Genomic DNA, 22,444 nt, shown 5'->3' with positions numbered 1-22,444 from the left:
CGTCGATCGCCAGCGTACGAGCACGTATCTGCTGGACACGTCCTGCTTGGATGCCAGACATGTTCCGGTACGAGCGTGACCCGCGGGTGGGCGACTGGCTGCGCCCGCGGCTGGGGCCGTTCGGGGCGGCGGTGGGATCCCTGGTGCCCCGCGGGTTCGCGGCGTACGCGCGCGTCCTGCACCCGATGTACGACGCCGACGACGTCCCGGTGACGTGGTCCGCGGTCGCGGCGGCGACCGGTCGCGTGGTGCATCCCACCGCCCAGTCGTGGCGGGTGGCGAGGCGGCCTGACCTGCATGCTCCCCAGGCCCGGCCGCTCGGACAGCGGGTCGCCGAGCCCGGTGAGTGGACCGGCGGCGAGCCCGCGGAGGGATCGCTGGGGGCCACGGAGCTCCGAACCCTGGCGGAGGTGCTCGGCCGGCACACCGTCGGTGACCTGGTGGTGGCGTTCTGGGAGGGCACCAGCTGGGAGGGCGGCATGCAGCTCGTCGCGTGGATCGGCGAGCCCCCCGCGCTGGGTCCCGCTCCCCCGGACCTGGCGCCCGAGGTTCTGCACGGTCCGAAGCTCGAGCTCCCGCACCGCGCGTACGTGCTGTTCCGTGCCCGGCCGAGCGACCTGGAGGCTCTGGCCGACGGTCGCGCGCGGGCGGACGTCGACCCGTTCCGGCCCGGGTGGCGCACACCGAACCTGCTCTGGCCCGACGACCGCAGCTGGTGCCTGGCGACCGAGGTCGACCTCGACTCGACGGTCGTCGGCGGGAGCCGGGAGCTGGTCGACGACCTGCTCGCGGCGTCGGACCTGGAGGTCGTCGAGGTGACCGAGACCGACTCGCTCGGCTGGCTCGACGACACCGTCAACGTGCCCTGATCAGACGCCGAACCTCCGGCGCTGAAGCTCACGGACCTCGTCGGCGAGCTCGGGGACCGGGCCCTCGACCGGGATGCCTGGCGCGACCACGGTGATCGGGAGCGCCGCGACCGGAGCAGCGGGGACGCCCCACTCCGCGAGCCAGGCGCCGGTCTGCGCCGACGACGTCGCGTAGACGATCCGGCCCAGGCCGACCCAGGCGTGGGCCGCCGCACACATCGGGCAGTGCTCGCCGGACGTGTAGACCGTCGACGCGGCGCGCTCCTCGGGCGTCAGGTGGTTCGCCGACCAGCGGGCGATCTCGAGCTCCGGGTGCCGGGTCTCGTCGCCGTCCTTGACGCGGTTGCGGTCCTCGAACCTGACCCGCCCGGCGGCGTCGACCAGCACGGAGCCGTAGGGCTCGTCGCCGTCGTCGAGCGCCTCGCGGGCGAGGTCCACGGCCCGACGCAGGTGGGTGAGATCGGCCTCGGTGAGCGTCATCGGCCCACCGTCGCGGCCAGGACTCGCGCGCGCAACCCTCGCCGGTGCGCGACGAGCGAGGCGCGCAGGTCCCTCGACCACGCCGGCTCGTCGGCCACGGTGTCGTCGCCGACGTGGGCGATGGCGACCAGCAGGCGGACCGCGACGGCGGCGCTGTGGAGCTCGAGCGCGGACTCCTCGTCGTCCCCGAGGGGCCGCACACCTCGGTAGCCCGTCAGGAACGCCGCGAGGAGGGCGGGCTGCTCGACGTGCCCGGGCGAGTCACCGACCAGGTCGCGGACCGCGGCGGCGATGTCCTCGACGAACGGGCCGGTCCGTGCCTCGTCGGCGTCGAACGCCGTCGGGACGCCGTCGCTCCAGCGCATGTTGTCCAGCTCGAAGTCGCCGTGCAACGTGCCCCGGGGGTGGCCGGCCCGGTCGACCTCCGCCAGGACGGCGCGTGCGGCCTGCTGCACGGCGGGGTCACGCTCGAGGGCGTCGAGGTCGACCGGCGGCGGCTCGTCGTCGGCACCCAGCGGCGGGGCGTCCCGGTGCAGGTGAGCCAGCGCGGCACCCCAGGACTCCGCAAGCCGAGGGGTCAGGTCCTCGAGCTCACGCTCCACGCCGGGAGCCGCAGGCACGGCGGTGGCGTGCACGTCTCCCAGCAGGGTCGGGACCGTCTCGACGAGCCGGCCGGCACGAGAAGGCACGGGCGCGACGGTCCCGCCGCCCGCAGCGGCCCACGCTGACAGGAGGCGCGCTGGGCCCTCCAGGTGGCGGACCGTCCGGAGCGACGCCGGGACGAACCGGAGGTACATCACGCCGCGCGGGTCGACGTCGGGCGGCACGACGAAGACGTGGGTCGCGCTGGACCGTTTCCACCGAGCCGCACCGGGGGCGATCCCCCACGCGGCCGCGACCGTGTCGGCCACCGGGCTGCGCCAGTCCGCGTCGACGGTGGCGTCGATGCGCGCGATCTCGGAGAGAGGAAGCACCCGGGCATCCTCGCGTCGACCGCCCGCGCGGGTCACGGTGATTCCCCGCGCGCAGTGGCGCGCAGCACACGTCGCGGATCCTGGTCACCCGCGACGGTGCTCGGGCGCGCTCATCGAGCGACCACGAACCCGGCGACCTCCGCGGCGACGTGGACCGTCCCTCCCGTCGCCATGTCCGAGTACAGGGTCACGGTCGCCGGGCCGGCGTCCGGAAGGGCGACCACGACGAGGTTGGGGATGTCGCGCCCCGGGATGTAGTTCACGGTCGAGATCTCAGGGACGGCTCCCGACCCGCTCGGGTAGACCCGCAGGTTGCCGAGCCCGCTCGGCCCGATCGCGGTGACGTTGAGGACCACCGACGTCGACCCGACGGGCACCAGCGCGGCCGGCACCTCGACGGTGTACGCCTTCCTCGCCTGGAGCGGACCAGAGACGGCGCCGACGTGCCCGGCTCCGCTCCTCGTGTCGAGGACGCGCGTCGGGCCCGTGCCCTGGAGCACGCTCCCGGCGGTGACGTAGCCGGCGACGTCGAGGATCACGTGCGCGGTGGACCCGCCCGTGTCGGAGAGGAACGAGATCTGGCCCGACGAGGACAACGGCACGATCGCCAGGTTCGCCTTGTCCTTGCCCGGCGCGTAGTTGACGACCGAAGCGTTCGGGACCGGCTGGCCGGCGGGGAAGACCCGCAGGTTCCCGGCCCCGCTGACGCCCGTGACGGTCGCGTTGACGATCACCGCCGCGGCGTCGGCCGGGACCCCGGCGTGGCCACCCACCTGCACCGTCTGGACCGTCCCCGGAGGGACGGGCCCGGACGTGCGGGTGTCGAGGAGCCGGACGGGGCTCTGCAGCTCGACACCCGAGCCGGGCATGACGAACCCCGTGACATCGAGCATCACGGTGGCGTGCGCGCCCACGACGCGGTAGCAGAGCGAGCCGTTCTCGGGCAGTGCGACGAAGGCGGTGTTCGCGACGTCGCGGCCGGGCTCGAAGTTCACCGTCGAGGAGGTGGGCACGGGGTAACCACCGGCAGAGGGGTACACCTGGACATACCCCAGCCCGGTCGCGCCCGCCGTGGTGACGTTGACGATCACTCCGGACGCCCCGCCGGGGACCCCGGCCGTCGGCGGGATCGGCATGCAGTTCTCCAAGGAGCTTCCCGGCATCCCCTCGTGGAACCGCGCCGGCGCGATCGCGACCACGCCGTCACTCGAGTCGACCACCCGCACGGAGACGGGGGTCGAGCTGCCTGCCGGGGTCGTCACCACCAGCGGGACTAGGCCGGGGGCATGAGCGGGTGCGTCGAACTGGACGACGTAGTCGTTGGCCGTCACATTGGCGGCCGGAACCCCGTCGAACGTGACGGTCGAGGTGCCGCGGACGTGCGAGCCGTACAGCTGGACGCGCTGACCGCCCGACCCGATGACCGCGGGCCGCACCTCGTTGATGACGGGGGCCACGCGTTCGATCACCGACACGTAAGCCCACCCCAGGGCCGGCCAAGAGCCGTTGTCCGAGTAGACCGCCCAGACGGTGTACGGGCCCACAGCGAGGTCGTCCAGCTCGATCGTCGCGACGCCGTCCACCATCGGGACCGGGATCTGGTCGCTGTCTCCGCCGAGGTCGAACAGGACGTCGCCGGTCGGCACGGCGCCTGGGGCGTCCTCAGCCGAGACGGTCGCGGTGGCCACCACCGGTTCACCCACGAGCACAGCCTCCGCGGCGACCGTCACGGTGATCGTCCAGTCCGGCGCCGCGGCCTCCGCGACGGTCGCGCCCGCCGTGCCGGTGACGGCAGCCATCGCGACGACGGCGGCGAACGCCAGCACCCGTTGCAGCGTCGGACGTCGGGTGGTCCCGAGGCGGGACGGCGCTGAGCGCATCGGTGCTCCTTCGAGAGGTCGCGCCCACGGCAGCGTGACGACGCCGACCCTAGGGCACCTCAGCTCCCGTCGTGGGGCTTTCGCCCACCCGACCGCGGGACACGACTGGGGACGCTCAGGGCGCGACCACGAACCCCGTGACGTCCGCCGCGACGTGGCCTGAGTCGGGCATCGGGAGCAGACTCGGCGGATGCCCACCAGCACGCAGGTCCAGCTCGTCCGACGGCCGCAGGGGTGGCCGGTGCCCGAGGACTTCCGCACCGTCACGGTCGACCTCCCGGATCTCGGGACGGACCAGGTCCGCGTCGCCAACGAGTTCCTCTCGGTGGACCCGTACATGCGGGGTCGGATGAACGACGCCGAGTCGTACGTCGCGCCGTTCGCCCTGGAGGCGACGATGACCGGCGGCGCGGTCGGCCGGGTCGTGGAGTCGACGTCGGCGGACGTGCCCGTCGGGGCCGCCGTCACGCACGACCTCGGGTGGCGCGACGTCGCGCAGGGGGACGCCGCGCAGTTCCGGGTGGTCGACGACGGCGTGCCGCTCTCCGCGTACCTCGGGGTGCTCGGCATGACCGCGTTCACCGCGCACGTCGGCCTGCTCCAGATCGCGCGGATGCAGCCCGGCGAGGTGGTGTTCGTGTCCGGGGCGGCCGGTGCGGTCGGGTCGATGGTGGGTCAGATCGCGAGGCTCAAGGGCGCCGCACGGGTGATCGGCTCCGCCGGGTCGCCGGAGAAGGTCGCGCTGGTGCAGGAGCGGTACGGGTTCGACGCCGCCTTCGACTACAGGGACGGGCACGTGTTCCGGCAGCTCCGGGCTGCCGCGCCCGACGGGATCGACGTGTACTTCGACAACGTCGGCGGCGTGCACCTGGAGGCGGCGATCGGCGCCCTGCGCCGTGACGGGCGGGTGGCGGTGTGCGGCGCCATCTCCGGGTACAACGACGAGCACCCGCAGCCGGGTCCGCGGAACATGGCGCGGATCATCCAGCAGGGGCTGACCCTGCGCGGGTTCACCGTCCCGTTCCACACGCAGCACTACCCCGCGTTCGTCGCGGACATGCGCGAGTGGTTCACGACGGGGAAGATCGCGTACGACGAGACCGTGGTCGACGGCCTGGACCACGCGGTCGACGCGTTCCTGGCGATGATGCGGGGCGAGACGACCGGCAAGACGCTCGTGCGGGTGGAGCACCGGTAGCGCACGAAAGTATCGAGCCCGCTGCCGACACCTGTCAGATTGGGCTGCCGGACGCATGGATCGTTGTCGACACCCCGGCACACGACTCCCGTCCCAGAGCGGGTGAGTTCCGGTCGTACACCTGGGCGACACCCGTCGTCGGTGTTACGTTCGGCCCGATAGTTGCGACGAGCAGACCGGACCTCCCTGATGACGACCACCAGCGCGGACAACGCCGCCGCCGACCACGACGACGTCGCCACCGCCCCCGACCTCCCCGGGACCGCGGCCACGATCGCCCTCATCGCGGCCGAGGCGGGCGTGTCCATCCCCACGGTGTCGAAGGTGCTGAACGGCCGGACGGACGTCGCCGCCGTCACGCGTGCCCGGGTCGAGGAGGTCATCGACCGCCACCAGTACCGCCGCCGCCGGGCACGCTCGCAGACGGGCCCGGGACTCCTCGACCTCGTCTTCCACGAGCTCGACGCCGGCTGGGCCGTGCAGATCATCAAGGGCGTCGAGTCGGTGGCGGGACCGGCGCGGATGGGCGTCGTGCTCTCCGAGCTGGGCGGAGCGCACCGGCCCCGGCAGGAGTGGCTCGACGACGTCCTCGCCCGCCGGCCACGCGGCGTCATCCTCGTCCTGTCCGACCTGGACCCCGCTCAGCGACGTCAGCTGGAGACGCGGTCGATCCCGTTCGTCGTCGTCGACACCGCCGGTGAGCAGCCCGCAGGCGTCCCCACCGTCGGGTCCGCCAACTGGGCGGGCGGCCTCGCCGCGACCCGGCACCTGCTCGGGCTCGGGCACCGGCGGGTCGCGGTCATCTCCGGACCGGTCGACGTCCTGTGCAGCCGCGCCCGGATCGACGGGTACCGCACCGCCCTCGACGAGGCCGGCATCACCGTCGACCCGTCCCTGGTCCGGTACGGCGACTTCTTCGTCGGCGGCGGCTACACGCACGGGATGGACCTGCTCGACCGGCCGGACCGCCCGACCGCGATCTTCGCCGGCTCCGACTTCCAGGCGCTCGGCGTCATGCGCGCGGCACGCGAGCTGGGCCTGCGCGTGCCCGAGGACCTGTCGATCGTCGGCTACGACGACCTGCCGCTCACGGAGTGGATCGGCCCCCCGCTGACGACCATCCACCAGCCGCTCCAGGAGATGGCCGCCACCGCCACGCGGATGGTGCTGGCCATGGCGCGCGGCGAGGCGCCGAGCAACCCGCGCATCGACCTGGCCACCGAGCTGGTGGTCCGCGAGAGCACCGCGCCCCCGGCCACCGTCTGAGCGGCGGCGGTCAGCGGCCGGTGCCGTCGACCGCGTGGGGCTCGATCGCGGCGATCTCGTCCGGGGTCAGCGCCGGGGCGCTCAGCGCCTTGACGTTGTCCTCGAGCTGGGCGACCGAGCTGGCGCCGACGAGTGCCGAGGTGATCCGGTCGTCGCGCAGCACCCAGGACAGGGCCAGCTGCGCGAGCGACTGCCCGCGACCGGCGGCGATCTCGTTCAGCGCCCGCGCGCGGGACAGGTAGGTCTCGGACAGCGCGGTCGGCTTGAGGAAGTGGCCGACGGCCGCGCGGGAGTCCTTCGGGACCTCGCCCGACAGGTAGCGACCGGTGAGCAGGCCCTGCGCCAGCGGGGAGAACACGATCGCGCCGATCCCCAGGTCCCCGACGACGTCGAGCAGGCTCTCGGTCTGACCCTCGGCCACGTTCTCCACGTGCCGGTTGAACATCGAGTAGCTGGGCTGGTGGATGAGCAGCGGGGTGCCCAGGTCGGCCAGCACCTGCTGCGCGGTCCGGGTCTGCGCCGGGGAGTAGTTCGAGATGCCCGCGTACAGGGCCTTCCCGCTGGTCACCGCGGTGTGCAGGGCGCCCATCGTCTCCTCGATCGGCACCGACGGGTCGGGGCGGTGGGAGTAGAAGATGTCGACGTAGTCCACGCCGATTCGCGCCAGGGACTGGTCCAGCGAGGACAGCAGGTACTTGCGCGAGCCGCCGTCGCCGTACGGCCCGGGCCACATGTCGTAGCCGGCCTTGGAGGAGATGACCAGCTCGTCGCGGTACGGGCGCAGGTCGGAGGCCAGGATCCGGCCGAAGTTCTCCTCGGCCGACCCGTACGGCGGGCCGTAGTTGTTGGCCAGGTCGATGTGCGTGATGCCCAGGTCGAACGCCCGCCGAAGGACCGCCCGCTGGGTGTCCAGCGGGGTGGTGTCCCCGAAGTTGTGCCACAGGCCCAACGACAGCGCGGGCAGGTCCAGCCCGCTGCGGCCGGTACGGCGGTAGGTCATCGAGTCGTAGCGGGCGTCGTCGGCAGCGAAGGGCATGAGACAACGCTATCCGTAGGATCGCCCCGTGCTGCACGTCGCGTTCTTCGAGCCCCGCATCCCCGGCAACACCGGCAGCGCCATCCGGCTCGCCGCCGGCACGGGCTCCACGTTGCACCTGGTGGAGCCCCTCGGGTTCGACCTGTCGGAGGCCAAGCTGCGCCGGGCCGGGCTGGACTACCACGACCTCGCGCACGTGGTGGTGCACGAGGACCTCGAGGCCCTGCTGGCGGCGGTGCCGGGGCGGGTGTTCGCGTTCACCACCCACGCCACCCAGCATCACACCGACCTCGCCTACCGCGCGGACGACGTGCTCCTGTTCGGTCCGGAGCCGACGGGGCTGCCGGAGTCCGTCCTCGATCACCCCCGGATCACCGCTCAGGTGCGGATCCCGATGCTCCCCGGTCGACGGTCGATGAACCTCTCGAACGCCGCAGCTGTCGCCACGTACGAGGCGTGGCGACAGCTGGGCTTCGAGGGCGGGGTCTAGCGGGCGGTCCTAGCCGGCCGTCCTAGCCCAGCTTCCACTTCTGGGCGTTGGCGCCGTTGCAGTCCCAGATGTGGACCTGGGTGCCGGGGGTGGTCGAGTGGCCGGGGTTGTCGAGGCAGCGGTTGGACTGCGGGTTGTAGTAGCCGCCGTTCTGCGGGATCCAGACCTGCGCGCCCGTGCCGTTGCAGTCCCAGAGCTGCACCTTGGTGCCGTTGGCGGTGCCGCCGCCGGCGACGTCGAGGCACTTGCCCTGGACGCGCAGCGTGGTGCCCGCCTGCACGAAGGTCCACTTCTGGGCGACCGTGCCGTTGCAGCCCCAGATCTGGATCTTGTTCCCGCTGGCGGTGTTCTGCGCGCTGTTGTCCAGGCACATGCCGTTGGCGTTGACGAGCGCGCTGCCGCTGCCGGTGGGCGGCGGGTTCGTCGTCCCCCCGCCGGTGAACGGCTGGATGATCAGGCCGGCCGCGGACGGCGAACCGTCGTGCACCAGGGACTCGAAGGCGCCGACGTCGTCGAACGCGAACGCGTACGCCTTGCCGTCGGCCATGTTGGCGTGCACGATCCGCGCGTACTGGTTGGTGGGGCTGCTCTTGTAGAACGCGGAAGCGTCGGTGCTCGGCTGCGTGTCGACCGTGCCGAGCGTGCCGCGGTTGAGGGCGGCGCACAGGGTGCGGGCGATGGGGCCGACGACCTGGTCGTTCGGGGCGTGCAGGGCGCCGTCGCAGCCCCAGACGTCCGCGCTGCTGGGCCGGGCGAAGGACGCCACCTGCTGGCCCGAGCCGTTGGTGAACGTCATCGTGGTGCCCGACGTGCGGCCGACGTACCTGAGGTTCGGCTGGTCACCGAACGGCACGACGGTCAGCGTCTTGCCCGTGTACGCACCCCATGCGGAGGCGATGTACGGGTCGAGGTAGGTGGTGCTCAGCAGGCCCGCGCCCGCCGCCTTCCCCGGGGCGAGCACCCGCAGGACCGTGCCGTCGGCGCGCTTCACCACCGTGTTCGCCCAGCCGGGCTGCGCGGCGATCTGGTTGATGGTGTTGGTCCGTCCGTTGGCGACGAGGTCGCCGGTCCGCCGGGTGCCGGACGCGCCGGTGACCGTCACGGCGTGCGGCAGGGCGAACATGTCCACCTGCGAGCTGTTCAGCCAGATGCCGGCGTCGTTGTAGGTGAACTCGCTCCAGTCGAACAGGATGTTGTGGTTGGCGTCGCCGCTGGCCCACGGTGCCGGCTGCACCAGCCCGTCGGGCGTGAGGAAGAACTTCAGCTTCTCGCCGAGGGAGAAGTAGACGCGGCCGGAGATGCCGCGCGGCACCTGGATGGTGGTGCTGCCGCCGTTGCCGGGTCCGGTGATCGCGACGTCCGGGGCGGGCGACGGCGGGTTGGAGCCCGCGGGCCACGCGGTGAACGTGCCGCCCGCGTTCACGTAGCCGAGGCGGCCGGTGGTCAGGTTGGTGCCGAGCACGTACACGTAGACGGCCTCGCCGCGCCCGCTCGAGTTGGTGATCGTCAGCGGCAGCCGGTCGGGGCCCACCGCCTGCGCTCCTGTTGCGGCTCCGACGACCGCCGTCGTCACCGCGACCGCGAGCGCACCGAGCGCCCCGATCAACCTCTTGCTGGTCCTCATCGACCTGCTCCTCACCTCGTGCACGACGACGCGAGGAGGGAGACCCCGCGCCAGTGTTGACACGTGTCAACCCAGTCGCAGGACCCTATGACCGTGGGGAGTGGGTCCGCAAGGGGCATTCCCCCCGAACCACGCGCACCCCCCGAATCGCTCAGCCTGCGGTGTGGCCGGCGGCGGGCTCGCCCGGCTGGGGCGGGCCGACGCGCATCGGGCGCATCATCTCGTTGTCCTCGTGCTCGACGATGTGGCAGTGCCAGACGAACTGGCCCGGCTGGCCGAACCGCATCCGGATCCGCAGCACCTCCCCGGGGTAGGCGATCACCGTGTCCTTCCACCCCCGCTCGTTGGGTTCCGGCTGCCGGGTGCCGCCGGCGGGCAGGACGGTCCGCGCCTCCTCGTCGATGACGACCGGCCCGCGCTCGACGACCTGGAAATGGACGTCGTGGACGTGGATGGGGTGCGCGTCGGCCGTGGTGTTGTAGATCTCCCAGAGCTCGGTCGTCCCCACGGCCGGCGCCTCGGTCACGGCCTCGCTCCATGCCGCGGTCGACCAGTGCCCCGCCGCGTCGACGGTGCCGAGCATCGCGGCGACGGGGGGCGGGTCCTCCGCCAGCTCGGGGGCCATCGACATCTCCTCCACCAGCGCCACGCGCCGGGCGACCGTCGGGACCAGCGCTGCCACCGCGGGCAGCACGAGGAACTCCGGCGGTGTCGTCGTGTCGGGCGAGGTCGCCGCCACCACGCGCAGCTGCAGGATCTGGCCGGTGGTGTCCGGGTCTGCCACGTCGAAGTCCTCGTCGGGCTCGCCGCCGCCGAACGGCTCGTCCGGCCCGACGTTCCGCAGCACCCACGAGCCGGTGGGCACGCCGGTGAGGTCCACGACGACGTCAGCGCGCTCGGCTGGAGCCAGCAGGAGGCGGCCGCCCAGGGTGTCGGTGACGTGGACCGGAGCGGCGAGGAACCCGCCCTCGGTGCCGATCTGCCAGACGTCGGCGCCCGGGATCGCGTTGAAGTCGAGGAGGAGGAAGCGCGAGTTGCACCCGTTGAGCAGCCGGAGACGGTAACGGCGCTGCTCGACGTCGAGGTACGGCCAGGTGTGGCCGTTGACCATGATCGCGTTGCCGAAGAACTCCGGGTTCCAGATCGGAGGGACGTCACCCTCGGGCACGTAGGGCCCCACCGTCCCGTCGAAGTACGCGCGGGTGTCGGGGTAGAACAGCGCGCCGTCGGTGGTGAACGTGCGGTCCTGGATCGCCAGGGGGATCTCCCGATAGGCGAGCGGCCCGGGATCGGTGGCTCGCGGTGCCGGCCCGGGCAGGACGGCACGGGTGCCGGTCCGGGCGTCGAGCACCGCGCCGTCGCCCTCGGGGCCGCCGCGCACGATGTACAAGCCTGCCGGGCCCGCGTAGACGTTGACGCGCGTCATGCCGAGGGTGTGGTCGTGGAACCAGAGCGTCGAGGCCCGGTGGTCGTTGGGGTACTGGACCGTGGCCGAGCCGGGGCTCCACTCGAGACCGAACCGGGCGGCCGCCTTGGCACGGAAGAACTCGTACCAGGTGCCGTGCGTCGCGTGGTCGGCCGGGAGGTCCACCGCGTTCGGGACGTACCACGCCTCGGGATAGCCGTCGCTCTCGTCGCCCACGCCCACCGCGCCGTGCAGGTGCGTCGTGATCGGGACCGGCCCCAGATACGGGCCGGGCACCTCCGAGAACGACGGTCGGCTGTCGCGGCCCATCGCACCGCCCGGCGGATTCGCCCAGTGCAGCGTCGGGTCCACGGGGAGCAGGTGCGGCAGGTAGCCCCCGGCGTCGTCGGTCAGCTCGTTGACCCAGCGGACACGGACGGGCCGGCGCCAGTCCGCCTCGATGGTCAGGCTCGGTGAGTGGTGCAGCAGCACGGCGTTGCGGGCCGCAGCCGCCGTCGGCCCGTACGCCCAGACCGTCGTGGCGGGCAACGGGGCCGGCAGCACCTGCTGGACGACCTGACGGACCGAGACCTCGTAGACGTCGGCGTTCTTGCCGCCGCGCAGGACGGCCGTCCCGGCACGCGGCATGACGGGCGGCACCAGGAGCGGTGTCAGGTACTTCGGCACCGACAGGGGGTCGAGGAGCGCCGCGGAGTCGTCCGCGGCGGCCTCGATCGCGAACGGCCTGCCCCCGGCCGACGTGACGAAGTAGAGCCCCAGTCCCGCCCCGGCGGCCTTGAGGACGGTCCGTCGCGTGACGACCAGGGCGGGAAGGCGAGCGTCGGTGCTCATGGGGGGCTCCTCGGGTCTTTCCTGTCAGACCAGGGAAGACCGGCTGGACGCGGGCGCAGTAGGTCCGAAAGTCCCGGAATCGGGACGTTTCGGACGTTCCCGGGACCGTGGGGCAGGATCGACGGGTGTTCACCACGCGCCCCGAGCTCACCGGTTCCTTCGGCATGGTCGCCTCGACGCACTGGCTGGCGTCGGCCGTCGGGATGCGGATGCTCGAGGCCGGCGGGAACGCGTTCGACGCGGCCGTGGCCGCCGGGTTCACGCTCTCCGTGGTCGAGCCGCACCTGAACGGGCCCGGCGGCGACGCCCCGATCCTCGGGTACCGCGCCTCCGACGGGCACACGTTCGTCGTCTGCGGGCAGGGCACCGCACCCGCCGCCGCGACGATCGAGACGTACCGCGACCTCGGCCTCGACCTCGTGCCCGGCACCGGGCACCTGGCCGCCGTGGTCCCCGGCGCGTTCGGGGCGTGGCTCGACCTCCTCGCGCGGTACGGCACCCTCCCCCTGGCCGACGTCCTCGCACCGGCCATCGGCTACGCCCGCGACGGCTACCCGCTGGTCCGCGCTGCGACCCGCACCATCGCGACCGTCGCCGACATGTTCACCGAGCACTGGCCCACGTCCGCGGCGGTCTACCTGCCGGACGGCCAGGTCCCCGCCGCGGGCGCCGGGTTCAGCAACCCTGCGCTGGCGGACACCTTCGAGCGGCTGCTCGCGGCCGGCGGCACCACCCGCGAGGCGCAGATCGAGTCCGCGCGGCGGGCGTTCTACGAGGGCTTCGTCGCCGAGGCCGTCGACGCCTTCCAGTCCGGCGTCGCGGTCCAGGACTCCTCGGGCCGACGCCACACCGGCCTGCTCCGCGCCTCCGACCTGGCGTCCTGGCGCGCCACCGAGGAGCCGACGACGTCCCTCCGCTTCGCCGGACGGACGGTCCACAAGACCGGCGCCTGGGGGCAGGGGCCGGTGCTCCTGCAGCAGCTGGCCATGCTCGAGGCGCTCGACGTGGGCTCGCTGGTGCGGTCCCACGACACGCTCGAGCTGGTGCACGCGGTCGTCGAGGTGGCCAAGCTCGCGTTCGCCGACCGCGAGGCCTGGTACGGCGACACCCCCGACGTCCCGCTCGAGACCCTCCTGTCCCCGGAGTACGCGGCGGCACGCGCTCGGCTCGTGGGCCGCGAGGCAGCCGAGGGGCTGCTGCCCGGGTCACCCGACGGTCGCGTGCCGCGCGTCGCCGCGAGCCTGTGGAGCTCCCGCGCGGGATCTGCCCCCGGCATCGGGGAGCCCACCGTCTCCCCCGTCGGGCTCAGCCCCGGCGACACCTGCCACGTGGACGTCGTCGACCGCTGGGGCAACCGGGTCTCCGCGACCCCGTCGGGCGGCTGGCTGCAGTCCAGTCCGGTCGTGCCCGGACTCGGGTTCGCGCTGCCGACGCGTGCGCAGATGTTCTGGCTGGAGCCGGGACTGCCCAACAGCCTGGCTCCGGGCAAGCGGCCGCGGACCACCCTCAGTCCCGGCCTGGTGCTCGACGACGACGGTGCCGGGATCGCGTTCGGCACGCCCGGCGGGGACCAGCAGGACCAGTGGACCGTGCCGTTCCTGCTGCGGCACCTTCTCGGCGGCGAGGACCTGCAGGCCGCGATCGACGCCCCCATGTGGCACTCGTCGCACGTGCCGAGCTCGTTCTACCCGCGCTCCCGCACGCCGCAGGGGCTGGTCGCGGAGTCGCGGCTCGGCACCGACGTCCTCGACGCCCTCGCCGGCCGCGGGCACGCGGTGGAGACGGTCGGACCGTGGGAGCTCGGGCGGCTGAGCGCCGCCGGCGTCCGGACGGACGGCCTGCTCGTCGCCGCGGCGAACCCCCGAGGGATGCAGGGCTACGCGGTGGGACGGTGACGCAAGTCCTCCGATGAATTGACCCGTCGATGAGGGTTCGATGAGGGATGCCCTCACGACCGGGACCAGAGATCGGACCACTGCTAGCGTCGCCCGCATGCCCAATGTCGTGGATGCCCACCTTCAGGTGTGGAACCCGGACGCGGTGCACTACCCCTGGATGACCGCGGAGAACGCGGCCGTGCACCGCCCGTTCCGCGTCCCGGACATCGAGGACCAGCTCGCCGACGAGGGCGTGTCGTGGGTGGTCCTGGTGCAGGCCGCCGACAACCGGGCGGACTCGGAGCTCATGCTCTTCCAGGCCCTGTCGTCGCCGCGGGTCGCCGGCGTCGTGGCGTGGGTCCCGCTCGATGCCCCCGACGACGCGGCCGCGCAGCTGGACAAGTGGCGCCGCGAGCCGATCGTGGGCATCGGCCACCGTGGTCATGACGAGCACGATCCCGACTGGCTCCTCGACTCCGCCGTCGACGAGAGCCTCACGCTCCTGACCGAGCGTCGGCTCACCCTGGACCTCACCGCGCACACCCCGGCGGCGCTCGCGCACGTCGCGGCGCTGGCGGAGAACCACCCGAAGCTGACGATCGTGCTGGACCACCTCGGCGCTCCCCCGCTCGCGGCCCTGCGCGCCGGGGCGCGGGACGGCTGGACGCGCTGGTCGGCCCTGCTCGGCGCGGTCGCGCAGCAGCCGAACGTCGTCGCCAAGCTGTCCGGCCTGACCACCGCGGCAGGGGCGGGCTGGACCCCCGACCACCTCCGGCCGGCGGTCGACCGTGCGCTCGAGGTGTTCGGCCCCGACCGGCTGATGCTCGGCAGCGACTGGCCGTACGCACTGCTCGAGGGCGACTCGTACGCGCACGTGTGGCACGGGCTGCGGTCGACGGTCGACCAGCTGACCGACGACGACCGGGCGGCGGTGCTCGGTGGCACCGCCACGCACGTCTACGGGCTCCCGTTCGACTCGTACTGACCGCGCGGGCGCTAGGTTCGCTCACGTGTCACGATCCGACGACGTCGTCGACGGGGTCAAGCAGATGATCCTCGACGGACGACTCCAGGCAGGCGAGCGGCTCCCCGCGGAGAAGGAGCTCGCCGCGACCCTCGGCGTCTCCCGCGGGTCGCTGCGGGAGGGCGTCCGCGCGCTGGGCACGCTCGGCATCCTCGACTCCCGGCACGGCGACGGCACCTACGTGACGACGCTGGACCCCGCGCTGCTGCTGGCCCCGGTCGGGTTCATCGCGGACCTGCAGGACGACGCCTCCGCGTTCCACGCCGTCCGGCGGCTCCTGGAGACCGAGGCGGCCGGGCTCGCCGCCCTGCACATCGACGACGACGGGCTCGCCCGCCTGCGCGTCGCGCTCGACGAGACGGCCCGCGCCCTCGTGCAGGTCCCGCTCGACCACGAGCGACTCGTCGACGCCGACCTGGCGTTCCACGAGGAGGTGGCGCGCGCGTCCGGCAACCCGGTGCTCGCCGCGCTCATCGAGGGGCTGGCCGGTCGGGCCTCACGGACGCGGCTCTGGCGCGGGCTCAGCGACGTGGGCGCCGAGGACCGCACCTTCGTCGAGCACGAGGCGATCCTGGCGGCCGTGGCGGCACGCGATCCCGATCGCGCACGGTTGCGGATGGCCACGCACCTGCTCGGGCTCGAGGACTCGGCCACCGGCGCGCGGGCGCCCTGGGACGACTAGCTCGACAGCTCCACGCGCCGACCCTCGCCGAGCTCCTGCTGGTCCTCGTCGGTCACCACGGCGAACGCCCCGTCAGGCAGCCCGGGCATGTTCGCCACGTCCGCCGCGACGGCCAGCAGGTCGGCCTCGGACTCGCCCGTGATGAAGAAGACGTACTCGTCGCCGAGCTCCTCGCCGTCGTCGTACACCTCGTAGCGGCCGTCCTCCTCGCCGACGCCCAAGGTCTCCTCGACGTCGTCGATCCACGGGAACTCGTACTCCCCAGGCGCGACGTCGGGGCTGGGTGTCAGCGGGACGTGGATCTCGACGATCGGCTGCGTCATCGCGGCAGGCTAGCGCCCGGGCGTCGAGTCGCGCAGGACGACCTCGGTGGGGACGTGCGTCAGGCGTGGCTCGTCGGACGCGTCCGCGAGCGCGAGCTCGGTGGCGGCGATGCCCACGTCGACCAGCGGGATGCGCACGGTGGTCAGCGCCGGGACGACGTCGCGCAGGGTCGAGATGTCGTCGAAGCCCGCGAGCGCGATGTCGTCCGGGACACGGATCCCGGCCTCGCGCGCGGCGGCCAGGGCGCCGAGCGCCATGACGTCGTTGACCGCGAACACCAGCTCCGGCAGCTCGCCGGCGCGCAGCAGCGTGCGCATGGCGTCCTCACCGCCCTCGTGCGTGAACGCGCTGGTGATCACCGCGTCGTCGGGGACCGGGTTGCCCAGCTCGGCGAGCGCGCCGCGGAAGGACTCGCTGCGCTCGCGCGCGGTCAGGTGGTCGGAGGGACCGGCCAGCACCGCGAACCGTCGGTAGCCGCGGGCGTGCAGGGCCTTGGCCAGGTCGCCGGCGCCCTGCGCGTTGTCCACGACCACGCTGTCGACGCCGAGGATCGGCTGACCGATCAGGGCGACGGAGCCACCCACCGCGCGGTAGTCGGCGAGCGCCGCGCGGAGCTCGTCGTTGGTGGCCTCGTCGTCCAGGCGACCGCCCGCGATGACGATCGCGCGGGCGCGCTGGCGCTTGAGCAGGTCCACCAGACCGCTCTCCCGGCTGGGGTCGTGCTGGGTGCTCGCGAGGGTCACCTGGAGGCCCGCACGGTCGGCGGCGCGGGTGACGCCGGCGGCGATCGAGGAGAAGTACGGGTCGGCGATGTCGTGCACGACGAGGCCGAGGGAGGTCGTCCGGCCGCGGGCCATCGCCTGCGCGTTGGCGTCCGGGGTGTAGCGCAGCTGGGCCGCCGCGGCGAGCACGCGGTCGCGCAGGTCGGCACGGACGGTGCGGTTGGCGCTGCCGTTGATCGCGCGGGAGGCGGTGGCGAGCGAGACGCCGGCCTCGCGTGCGACGTCGCTGAGGGTCACGGATGCGGCCATGTCAGGAGGGTAGGCGCTTGCCGCTGATGCGCGGCACGTTCGGGGCGGGCTCGCCGGTGGATTGCTCCGGAAAGCGGTATCCTGACCGGGTGACGACGACGCTCGCCTTGGCCGACGCCGTCCTGGTGCTGCGCCCCGACGACGACGTCGGCGTCGCCACGCGGGACCTGCAGTCCGGGACCGTGCTCGGGTCGGTCGTCGTCACCCAGAGCGTTCCGCGCGGGCACAAGCTCGCCGTCCGCGCGGTGCCGCGGGGCGCTCCGGTGCACAAGTACGGGCAGTCGATCGGCCGCGCCACCCGCGACATCGCCGTGGGCGACCACGTGCACTCGCACAACCTGGGCATGGACGACGACGAGCGCGCCTACGAGTTCGGCACCGCGCGGGTGACCCTGCCTGTTCCCGAGGGGCCGGAGCGCACCTTCGACGGGTACCTGCGCAGCGACGGCCGCTGGGGCACCCGCAACTACGTCGGCATCGTCACGTCCGTGAACTGCTCCGCGTCGACCGCCCGGCTGATTGCCGACCAGTTCCGCGGCCGGGTCCTCGACGCGTTCCCGCACGTCGACGGGGTCGTCGCGCTCACCCACGACACCGGCTGCGGCTTGGTCCCCACCAGCGAGGGTGCCCAGATCACGCGGCGGACCCTGCGCGGGTACGCCGACCACCCGAACATCGCCGGGCTGCTGGTCCTCGGCCTCGGCTGCGAGATGCTCCCCGCGCAGTCGCTGCTGGACGGGCTCGACCTGCCCGCCGACAAGCCCGTGACCACCCTCGTCATCCAGGAGACCGGCGGCATCCGCGCCACGGTCCGCGCCGGCGTGGCGGCCATCGAGGCGATGCTCCCGGACATCGACGCCCTGCGCAGGACCCCCGCGCCCGTGTCCGAGCTGGTCCTCGGCCTCAACTGCGGCGGGTCCGACGGGTACTCCGGCATCACCGCCAACCCCGCGCTGGGTCACGCGTCCGACCTGCTGGTCGCCCGCGGCGGCACGTCGATCCTCGCCGAGACGCCCGAGGTGTTCGGCGCCGAGCACCTCCTGCTGCGCCGGGCCGTGTCCCGTCCTGTGGGGCAGAAGCTGCTCGACCGGCTCGACTGGTGGAAGGGCTACACGGCGGCCGGCGGCGGCACCATGGACAACAATCCGTCGCCCGGCAACAAGGCGGGCGGGCTGACCACGATCCTCGAGAAGTCGCTCGGCGCCGTGGCCAAGGGCGGCACCGCCGAGCTGGTCGAGGTCTACGAGTACGCCGAGAAGGTGACCGCCCGCGGGTTCACGTTCATGGACACCCCCGGGTACGACCCCGTCTCCGTCACGGGCCTCGTCGCCGGCGGCGCCACGGTCGTCGTGTTCACCACCGGCCGCGGGTCCGTGCTCGGCTGCAAGCCGACGCCGTCCATCAAGGTCGCGACGAACACCGCGACCTACCTGCGGATGACCGAGGACATGGACCTCAACGCCGGGCGGATCGTCGACGGCACCGCGACCGTCACGTCCGTCGGCGAGGAGCTGTTCGAGCTGATCATCGACGTCGCGTCCGGGCGGCAGACCGTGTCCGAGGAGCTCGACCTGGGCTCGGACGAGTTCGTGCCGTGGCAGCTCGGCGCGGTGACCTGACCCGCCACGGTCGATCCGCGGTCAGTCGTCGAGCCACCGCAGGACGGTCTGACCGAACGCGCCCACCAGCGCGAGCCGCGAGGTCGTGCCGCACGCGCGGCACACCACCGAGTGGTTGACCCACGGCATGCCGTCGACCTGCTCGGTCCCGGACACGTCGAGGGTGGTCGCCCGGCACGCCGGGCAGAACAGGCGACCCTCGGGGTCCAGCTCGAGTGACGCTCCAGGCATCGCTGACGGCAACATCGAGTGGCTCACGGCGGGGACCTCCGGGTGGTGCAGACGGTGCGGGTGCAGGCTCAGTGCACCACGCCTGAGGTGGGCGCCGCCTGTCGGACACGGACCGGTCGGTGCCCGTCGTCCGTGTGAGGCCCGCGCACGGCTCAGCGGTCGACGCGCGCGCCCCCGCCGCCGGCGAGCTTGAGCACCTCGGCCTTGCTCACCATGGTCGTGTCGCCCGGTGTCGTCATGGCCAGGGCCCCGTGCGCGGCCCCGTACTCGACGGCCGTCTGCAGGTCCTCTCCGGCGAGCAGGCCGTAGGCCAGCCCGGACGCGAACGAGTCTCCGCCGCCGACCCGGTCGAGGATCTCCAGCCGCTCCCGGTGCGTCGCGCTGACCAGCCCGGTGCCCTTCGACCAGGCGATCGCGCCCCAGTCGTTGACCGTCGCGGAGTGCACCGTGCGCAGCGTCGTCGCGATGACCTGGAAGTTCGGGTACGCCTCGGCCACACGGTCGATCATCGCCGCGAACGAGCCGAGCTCGAGGGAGGACAGGTTCTCGTCGACGCCCTCGACCTCGAAGCCGAGCGAGGCGGTGAAGTCCTCCTCGTTCCCGATCATCACGTCGATCTGCGGCGCGATGGTCCGGTTGACCTCCTGCGCGCGGGCCTGGCCACCGACCGCCTTCCAGAGGCTCGGCCGGTAGTTGAGGTCGTAGCTGACGATCGTCCCGTGCTTGCGGGCGATGGTCACGGCCTCGATCACCGTCTCGGCCGCGCTGTCGGACAGTGCCGCGAAGATGCCGCCGGTGTGGAACCAGCGGACCCCGAGCTCACCGAACAGGTGCTCCCAGTCGACGTCCCCGGGCGCCAGCTGCGCTGCCGCGGTGTGTCCGCGGTCGCTGACCCCGACCGCCCCGCGCACACCGAAGCCGCGCTCGGTGAAGTTGAGCCCGTTGCGCACGGCCCGACCGACCCCGTCGTACGGGAGCCAGCGCACGAACGACGTGTCCACACCGCCCGTGAGGATGCAGTCCTCGACCAGCCGGCCGACCTCGTTGTCCGCGAGCGCGGTGACGATCGCGGTCCGCAGGCCGAACGCGCGCCGCAGGCCGCGGGCCACGTTGTACTCGCCGCCGCCCTCCCACACGCGGAACGAGCGAGCGGTCCGGATGCGCCCCTCACCGGGGTCGAGGCGGAGCATGACCTCGCCGAGGGACACGGCGTCGTAGCGCGTCTCGGCCGCGGGGCGGATGACCAGGTCGGACATGGGTGACGCTCCTTCGGGGGCGCTCGAGGCAGGGGTGAGCGAGCTCAGGGGTGGGCGACCAGGCTGACGGCCTCGGCGGTGAGGTCGCGGACGGCGTCGAGGTCCCCGGCACGGATGAGGTCGCGGGGAACCATCCAGGACCCGCCGACCGCGCGGACGGACGGCAGCGCGAGGTACTCGGCGAGGTTGGCCGGGCCGATGCCGCCGGTCGGGACGAAGCCGACGTCGCCGAACGGTGCGGCGAGGGCGGCCACCGCCTTGGCTCCGCCGGACGTGCCGGCGGGGAAGAACTTCACGGTGGTCAGGCCGAGCTCGAGCGCGGCCTGCACCTCGGTGGCCGTGACCGCGCCGGGCAGCGCGAGGATGCCGTGCTCCTGGCAGCGCTCGACGACCGCGCGGCTGGTGCCGGGCGAGACGACGTAGGACGCCCCGGCGGCCACCGCCGCGTCGACCTGCTGAGGCGTCAGCACGGTGCCGGCGCCGACCAGGACGTCCCCACGCGCGGCGATCGCGCGGATCGCGTCCGCCGCGGCGGCCGTCCGGAAGGTGACCTCGGCGACGGGGAGCCCCCCGTCGACCAGGGCCTGGGCCAGGGCGTCCGCGTGAGCCGCGTCGTCGATGACCACGACGGGGACCAGGCGGTGCGCCGCGAGGCTCTGCAGGATGTCGCTCACTTGTGCTCCTTCGCACCGTGCTCGGGCCCGCTGCTGGTGAGCGGGAAAGCGTTTGCCGAACTCGGAGGAGCATACGCTCCGCGCGGGATCCGGTAGGCGAGGTCGACGGCGGTGTCGACCGCCTCGTCGAGGTCGAGCCGGTGCTCCGCGACCAGTCGCGCGAGGAACCCGGCGTCGATCCGGCGGGCCAGGTCGTGCCGCGCCGGGATCGAGCAGAACGCGCGGGTGTCGTCGACGAATCCCGTGGTGTTGGCAAACCCGGCGGTGTCCGTCACGGCCTCGCGGAACCGTCGCATGCCGTCCGGGGTGTCCAGGAACCACCACGGAGCGCCCAGCCGCACGGCTGGGTAGACGCCGGCGATCGGGGCGAGCTCGCGGCTGAACGTGTCCTCGTCGACCGTGAAGAGCACGAGCCGCAGGCCGGGGTGGTGGCCGAACGCCTCCAGCACCGGGCGCAGGCCGCGCACGTACTCGGTCGGCACCGGGATGTCGTAGCCGACGTCGGGTCCGCGCAGGTCGGCGACCGCCCGGTCGTGGTCGCGCAGGACGCCCGGGTGCAACTGCATGACCAGCCCGTCCTCGGCGGACATGCGCGCCATCTCGAAGAGCATGTGCCCGGAGAACGCCTGGGCGTCGTCGGCGCTGACCTGCCCCCGCAGAGCCGCGGCGACGATCCGCTCCGCGGCGGCCTCGCTCAGCGGCGTGGTGTCGGCGGACAGGTGGCCGTGGTCCGTCGCCCGGGCACCCGCGGCGACGAACGCCCGCCGGCGCTCCTCGAGCGCGCGCACCAGGTCGCGGTACCCGCCGATGCTCACGCCCGAGCGCTCCTCGAGCAGCGCGACGTCCGCGCGCCAGCCGGGGCGGTCGACGTGGAGCAGGGCGTCGGGCCGGAACGTGGGCACGATCCGGTCGCCCCAACCCCGGTCCGCCAGCTGGGCGTGATCCGCGAGCGTCGCGGTCGCCGCGTCGGTGGTCGCCAGGATCTCGATGCCGAACTCGTCGAAGAGCGCCAGGGGCCGGAAGGCCGGCTTCTCCAGGCGCTCGGAGAGCAGGTCGTACAGGCGGTCGGCGGAGTCGGCGGACGGACGCTCGTCGAGCCCGAACACCTCGACCAGCACGTGCTCGAGCCAGTAGCGCGTGGGCGTCCCGCGGAACAGCGGCCAGTGGGTGGCGAACGTGCGCCAGACCTCGCGTGGGTCCGCGGTGACTCCCGGCCGGTCCCGGCGGGGGACCCCGAGAGCGTCGTGCGGCACGCCCTGGGACACCAGCATGCGCACCAGGTAGTGGTCGGGCGTGACCAGGAGGGAGGCCGGGTCCGCGAACGGCTCGTCCCGCGCCAGCACGCCCGCGTCGACGTGCCCGTGCATCGAGACGATGGGGAGGGAGGCGGTGGCCGCCAGGATCTCCCGGGCGATCGGGCGCACGGACGGGTCGCTGGGCAACGCCCGGTCAGGGTGCAACGACCACCCGGTCTCGCTCACCATCGACTCCTCCTCTGCCCGTCCCACCGCGGCGCGCGATGACGCGTGGTGCAAACGCATTCATCGCAGCAAACCAGGTGATCGCGCCGACCACAAGCCCTGTCCCTCCGCGGTCCCGCATCTCGGGACGACGGTTGCCAGCGGGCGACGAACCGTGCTGAAATCGCATTC

General features: G+C 73.2%; 20 protein-coding genes. 8 read left to right on the top strand and 12 right to left on the bottom strand.

Annotation, left to right across the window (positions count from 1 at the left end):
• Positions 1 to 50: 50 nt before the first annotated feature.
• The gene (locus ASD18_RS05910) at positions 51 to 869 is read left to right on the top strand and encodes a hypothetical protein (RefSeq protein WP_156387904.1); all 819 of its coding nucleotides are present in this window, start codon (positions 51 to 53) and stop codon (positions 867 to 869) included.
• Here the strand turns inward: ASD18_RS05910 and ASD18_RS05905 are convergent, their stop codons facing one another.
• From ASD18_RS05905 to ASD18_RS05895, 3 genes are all read right to left on the bottom strand, one after another.
• The gene (locus ASD18_RS05905; RefSeq protein ID WP_056087990.1) at positions 870 to 1,349 is read right to left on the bottom strand and encodes a nucleoside deaminase; all 480 of its coding nucleotides are present in this window, start codon (positions 1,347 to 1,349) and stop codon (positions 870 to 872) included.
• Positions 1,346 to 2,323, bottom strand: coding sequence for a phosphotransferase enzyme family protein (locus tag ASD18_RS05900; protein ID WP_056087989.1), 978 nt, complete (start codon positions 2,321 to 2,323; stop codon positions 1,346 to 1,348). Before ASD18_RS05900 ends, ASD18_RS05905 begins: the two co-directional genes overlap by 4 nt.
• A gap of 110 nt (positions 2,324 to 2,433) precedes the next feature.
• Complete coding sequence (locus ASD18_RS05895; protein WP_056087988.1) at positions 2,434 to 4,203, bottom strand: Ig-like domain repeat protein; 1,770 nt, start codon at positions 4,201 to 4,203, stop codon at positions 2,434 to 2,436.
• 190 nt (positions 4,204 to 4,393) lie between these two features.
• On the opposite strand from ASD18_RS05895, the gene ASD18_RS05890 reads away from it, so the two are divergent.
• Together ASD18_RS05890 and ASD18_RS05885 are read left to right on the top strand one after the other, a co-directional pair.
• Entirely contained in the window at positions 4,394 to 5,401 is a 1,008-nt protein-coding gene (locus ASD18_RS05890; protein WP_056087985.1) for an NADP-dependent oxidoreductase, read from the top strand.
• A gap of 189 nt (positions 5,402 to 5,590) precedes the next feature.
• Positions 5,591 to 6,667 (top strand): LacI family DNA-binding transcriptional regulator, encoded by a 1,077-nt coding sequence (locus tag ASD18_RS05885; protein ID WP_056087983.1) that lies wholly within the window; start codon positions 5,591 to 5,593, stop codon positions 6,665 to 6,667.
• 10 nt (positions 6,668 to 6,677) lie between these two features.
• On the opposite strand, the gene mgrA is transcribed toward ASD18_RS05885, so the two are convergent.
• Entirely contained in the window at positions 6,678 to 7,703 is a 1,026-nt protein-coding gene (gene mgrA, locus ASD18_RS05880) for an L-glyceraldehyde 3-phosphate reductase (RefSeq protein ID WP_056087979.1), read from the bottom strand.
• A 28-nt stretch (positions 7,704 to 7,731) separates the two neighbouring features.
• Here mgrA and ASD18_RS05875 point away from each other — a divergent pair, with 28 nt between their 5' ends.
• The gene (locus tag ASD18_RS05875; protein WP_056087975.1) at positions 7,732 to 8,193 is read left to right on the top strand and encodes a tRNA (cytidine(34)-2'-O)-methyltransferase; all 462 of its coding nucleotides are present in this window, start codon (positions 7,732 to 7,734) and stop codon (positions 8,191 to 8,193) included.
• 22 nt (positions 8,194 to 8,215) lie between these two features.
• On the opposite strand, the gene ASD18_RS05870 is transcribed toward ASD18_RS05875, so the two are convergent.
• Together ASD18_RS05870 and ASD18_RS05865 are read right to left on the bottom strand one after the other, a co-directional pair.
• The gene (locus ASD18_RS05870; protein ID WP_056087973.1) at positions 8,216 to 9,817 is read right to left on the bottom strand and encodes a beta-1,3-glucanase family protein; all 1,602 of its coding nucleotides are present in this window, start codon (positions 9,815 to 9,817) and stop codon (positions 8,216 to 8,218) included.
• A gap of 151 nt (positions 9,818 to 9,968) precedes the next feature.
• The gene (locus ASD18_RS05865; protein WP_082573569.1) at positions 9,969 to 12,074 is read right to left on the bottom strand and encodes a multicopper oxidase family protein; all 2,106 of its coding nucleotides are present in this window, start codon (positions 12,072 to 12,074) and stop codon (positions 9,969 to 9,971) included.
• Between the two features lie 164 nt (positions 12,075 to 12,238).
• On the opposite strand from ASD18_RS05865, the gene ASD18_RS05860 reads away from it, so the two are divergent.
• From ASD18_RS05860 to ASD18_RS05850, 3 genes are all read left to right on the top strand, one after another.
• The gene (locus ASD18_RS05860) at positions 12,239 to 13,969 is read left to right on the top strand and encodes a gamma-glutamyltransferase family protein (protein WP_200938577.1); all 1,731 of its coding nucleotides are present in this window, start codon (positions 12,239 to 12,241) and stop codon (positions 13,967 to 13,969) included.
• Positions 13,970 to 14,066: 97 nt separating this feature from the next.
• Positions 14,067 to 14,936: an amidohydrolase gene (locus ASD18_RS05855; protein ID WP_056087967.1), complete on the top strand. Its 870-nt coding sequence runs from the start codon at positions 14,067 to 14,069 to the stop codon at positions 14,934 to 14,936.
• A 25-nt stretch (positions 14,937 to 14,961) separates the two neighbouring features.
• Positions 14,962 to 15,657, top strand: a complete 696-nt coding sequence (locus ASD18_RS05850) for a FadR/GntR family transcriptional regulator (protein WP_056087963.1) — start codon at positions 14,962 to 14,964, stop codon at positions 15,655 to 15,657.
• Here the strand turns inward: ASD18_RS05850 and ASD18_RS05845 are convergent.
• Both ASD18_RS05845 and ASD18_RS05840 read right to left on the bottom strand, forming a co-directional pair.
• Positions 15,654 to 15,980, bottom strand: coding sequence for a hypothetical protein (locus ASD18_RS05845; protein ID WP_056087960.1), 327 nt, complete (start codon positions 15,978 to 15,980; stop codon positions 15,654 to 15,656). The genes ASD18_RS05850 and ASD18_RS05845 overlap by 4 nt on opposite strands.
• A gap of 9 nt (positions 15,981 to 15,989) precedes the next feature.
• Positions 15,990 to 17,012: a LacI family DNA-binding transcriptional regulator gene (locus ASD18_RS05840; protein ID WP_056087956.1), complete on the bottom strand. Its 1,023-nt coding sequence runs from the start codon at positions 17,010 to 17,012 to the stop codon at positions 15,990 to 15,992.
• 89 nt (positions 17,013 to 17,101) lie between these two features.
• Here ASD18_RS05840 and ASD18_RS05835 point away from each other — a divergent pair, with 89 nt between their 5' ends.
• Positions 17,102 to 18,631: a UxaA family hydrolase gene (locus ASD18_RS05835; RefSeq protein WP_056087952.1), complete on the top strand. Its 1,530-nt coding sequence runs from the start codon at positions 17,102 to 17,104 to the stop codon at positions 18,629 to 18,631.
• Between the two features lie 21 nt (positions 18,632 to 18,652).
• Here ASD18_RS05835 and ASD18_RS05830 read toward each other — a convergent pair whose 3' ends face one another.
• The 4 genes from ASD18_RS05830 to uxaC form a co-directional block, all read right to left on the bottom strand.
• Positions 18,653 to 18,862, bottom strand: coding sequence for a hypothetical protein (locus tag ASD18_RS05830; RefSeq protein ID WP_056087949.1), 210 nt, complete (start codon positions 18,860 to 18,862; stop codon positions 18,653 to 18,655).
• 152 nt (positions 18,863 to 19,014) lie between these two features.
• Positions 19,015 to 20,118 (bottom strand): sugar kinase, encoded by a 1,104-nt coding sequence (locus ASD18_RS05825; protein ID WP_056087946.1) that lies wholly within the window; start codon positions 20,116 to 20,118, stop codon positions 19,015 to 19,017.
• A gap of 44 nt (positions 20,119 to 20,162) precedes the next feature.
• Positions 20,163 to 20,792: a bifunctional 4-hydroxy-2-oxoglutarate aldolase/2-dehydro-3-deoxy-phosphogluconate aldolase gene (eda, locus tag ASD18_RS05820; RefSeq protein WP_056087941.1), complete on the bottom strand. Its 630-nt coding sequence runs from the start codon at positions 20,790 to 20,792 to the stop codon at positions 20,163 to 20,165.
• Complete coding sequence (gene uxaC, locus ASD18_RS05815; RefSeq protein ID WP_056087939.1) at positions 20,789 to 22,276, bottom strand: glucuronate isomerase; 1,488 nt, start codon at positions 22,274 to 22,276, stop codon at positions 20,789 to 20,791. The genes eda and uxaC overlap by 4 nt, the downstream gene beginning before the upstream one ends.
• Positions 22,277 to 22,444 lie beyond the last annotated feature (168 nt).

The organism is Cellulomonas sp. Root137, from assembly GCF_001426725.1.
GTDB lineage: Bacteria > Actinomycetota > Actinomycetes > Actinomycetales > Cellulomonadaceae > Cellulomonas.
This window is presented reverse-complemented; position numbering and strand designations above follow the sequence as displayed.

What these genes read in the sequence shown, in the direction of transcription:
- mgrA (WP_056087979.1), bottom strand. Translation starts at nt 7,703, where the DNA reads ATGCCCTTCGCTGCCGACGACGCCCGCTACGACTCGATGACCTACCGC.
- ASD18_RS05905 (WP_056087990.1), bottom strand. Translation starts at nt 1,349, where the DNA reads ATGACGCTCACCGAGGCCGATCTCACCCACCTGCGTCGGGCCGTGGAC.
- ASD18_RS05885 (WP_056087983.1), top strand. Translation starts at nt 5,591, where the DNA reads ATGACGACCACCAGCGCGGACAACGCCGCCGCCGACCACGACGACGTC.
- ASD18_RS05890 (WP_056087985.1), top strand. Translation starts at nt 4,394, where the DNA reads ATGCCCACCAGCACGCAGGTCCAGCTCGTCCGACGGCCGCAGGGGTGG.
- ASD18_RS05825 (WP_056087946.1), bottom strand. Translation starts at nt 20,118, where the DNA reads ATGTCCGACCTGGTCATCCGCCCCGCGGCCGAGACGCGCTACGACGCC.
- ASD18_RS05895 (WP_056087988.1), bottom strand. Translation starts at nt 4,203, where the DNA reads ATGCGCTCAGCGCCGTCCCGCCTCGGGACCACCCGACGTCCGACGCTG.
- ASD18_RS05865 (WP_082573569.1), bottom strand. Translation starts at nt 12,074, where the DNA reads ATGAGCACCGACGCTCGCCTTCCCGCCCTGGTCGTCACGCGACGGACC.
- ASD18_RS05840 (WP_056087956.1), bottom strand. Translation starts at nt 17,012, where the DNA reads ATGGCCGCATCCGTGACCCTCAGCGACGTCGCACGCGAGGCCGGCGTC.
- ASD18_RS05845 (WP_056087960.1), bottom strand. Translation starts at nt 15,980, where the DNA reads ATGACGCAGCCGATCGTCGAGATCCACGTCCCGCTGACACCCAGCCCC.
- ASD18_RS05910 (WP_156387904.1), top strand. Translation starts at nt 51, where the DNA reads ATGCCAGACATGTTCCGGTACGAGCGTGACCCGCGGGTGGGCGACTGG.
- ASD18_RS05830 (WP_056087949.1), bottom strand. Translation starts at nt 18,862, where the DNA reads ATGCCTGGAGCGTCACTCGAGCTGGACCCCGAGGGTCGCCTGTTCTGC.
- ASD18_RS05855 (WP_056087967.1), top strand. Translation starts at nt 14,067, where the DNA reads ATGCCCAATGTCGTGGATGCCCACCTTCAGGTGTGGAACCCGGACGCG.
- ASD18_RS05860 (WP_200938577.1), top strand. Translation starts at nt 12,239, where the DNA reads ATGGTCGCCTCGACGCACTGGCTGGCGTCGGCCGTCGGGATGCGGATG.
- uxaC (WP_056087939.1), bottom strand. Translation starts at nt 22,276, where the DNA reads ATGGTGAGCGAGACCGGGTGGTCGTTGCACCCTGACCGGGCGTTGCCC.
- ASD18_RS05870 (WP_056087973.1), bottom strand. Translation starts at nt 9,817, where the DNA reads ATGAGGACCAGCAAGAGGTTGATCGGGGCGCTCGGTGCGCTCGCGGTC.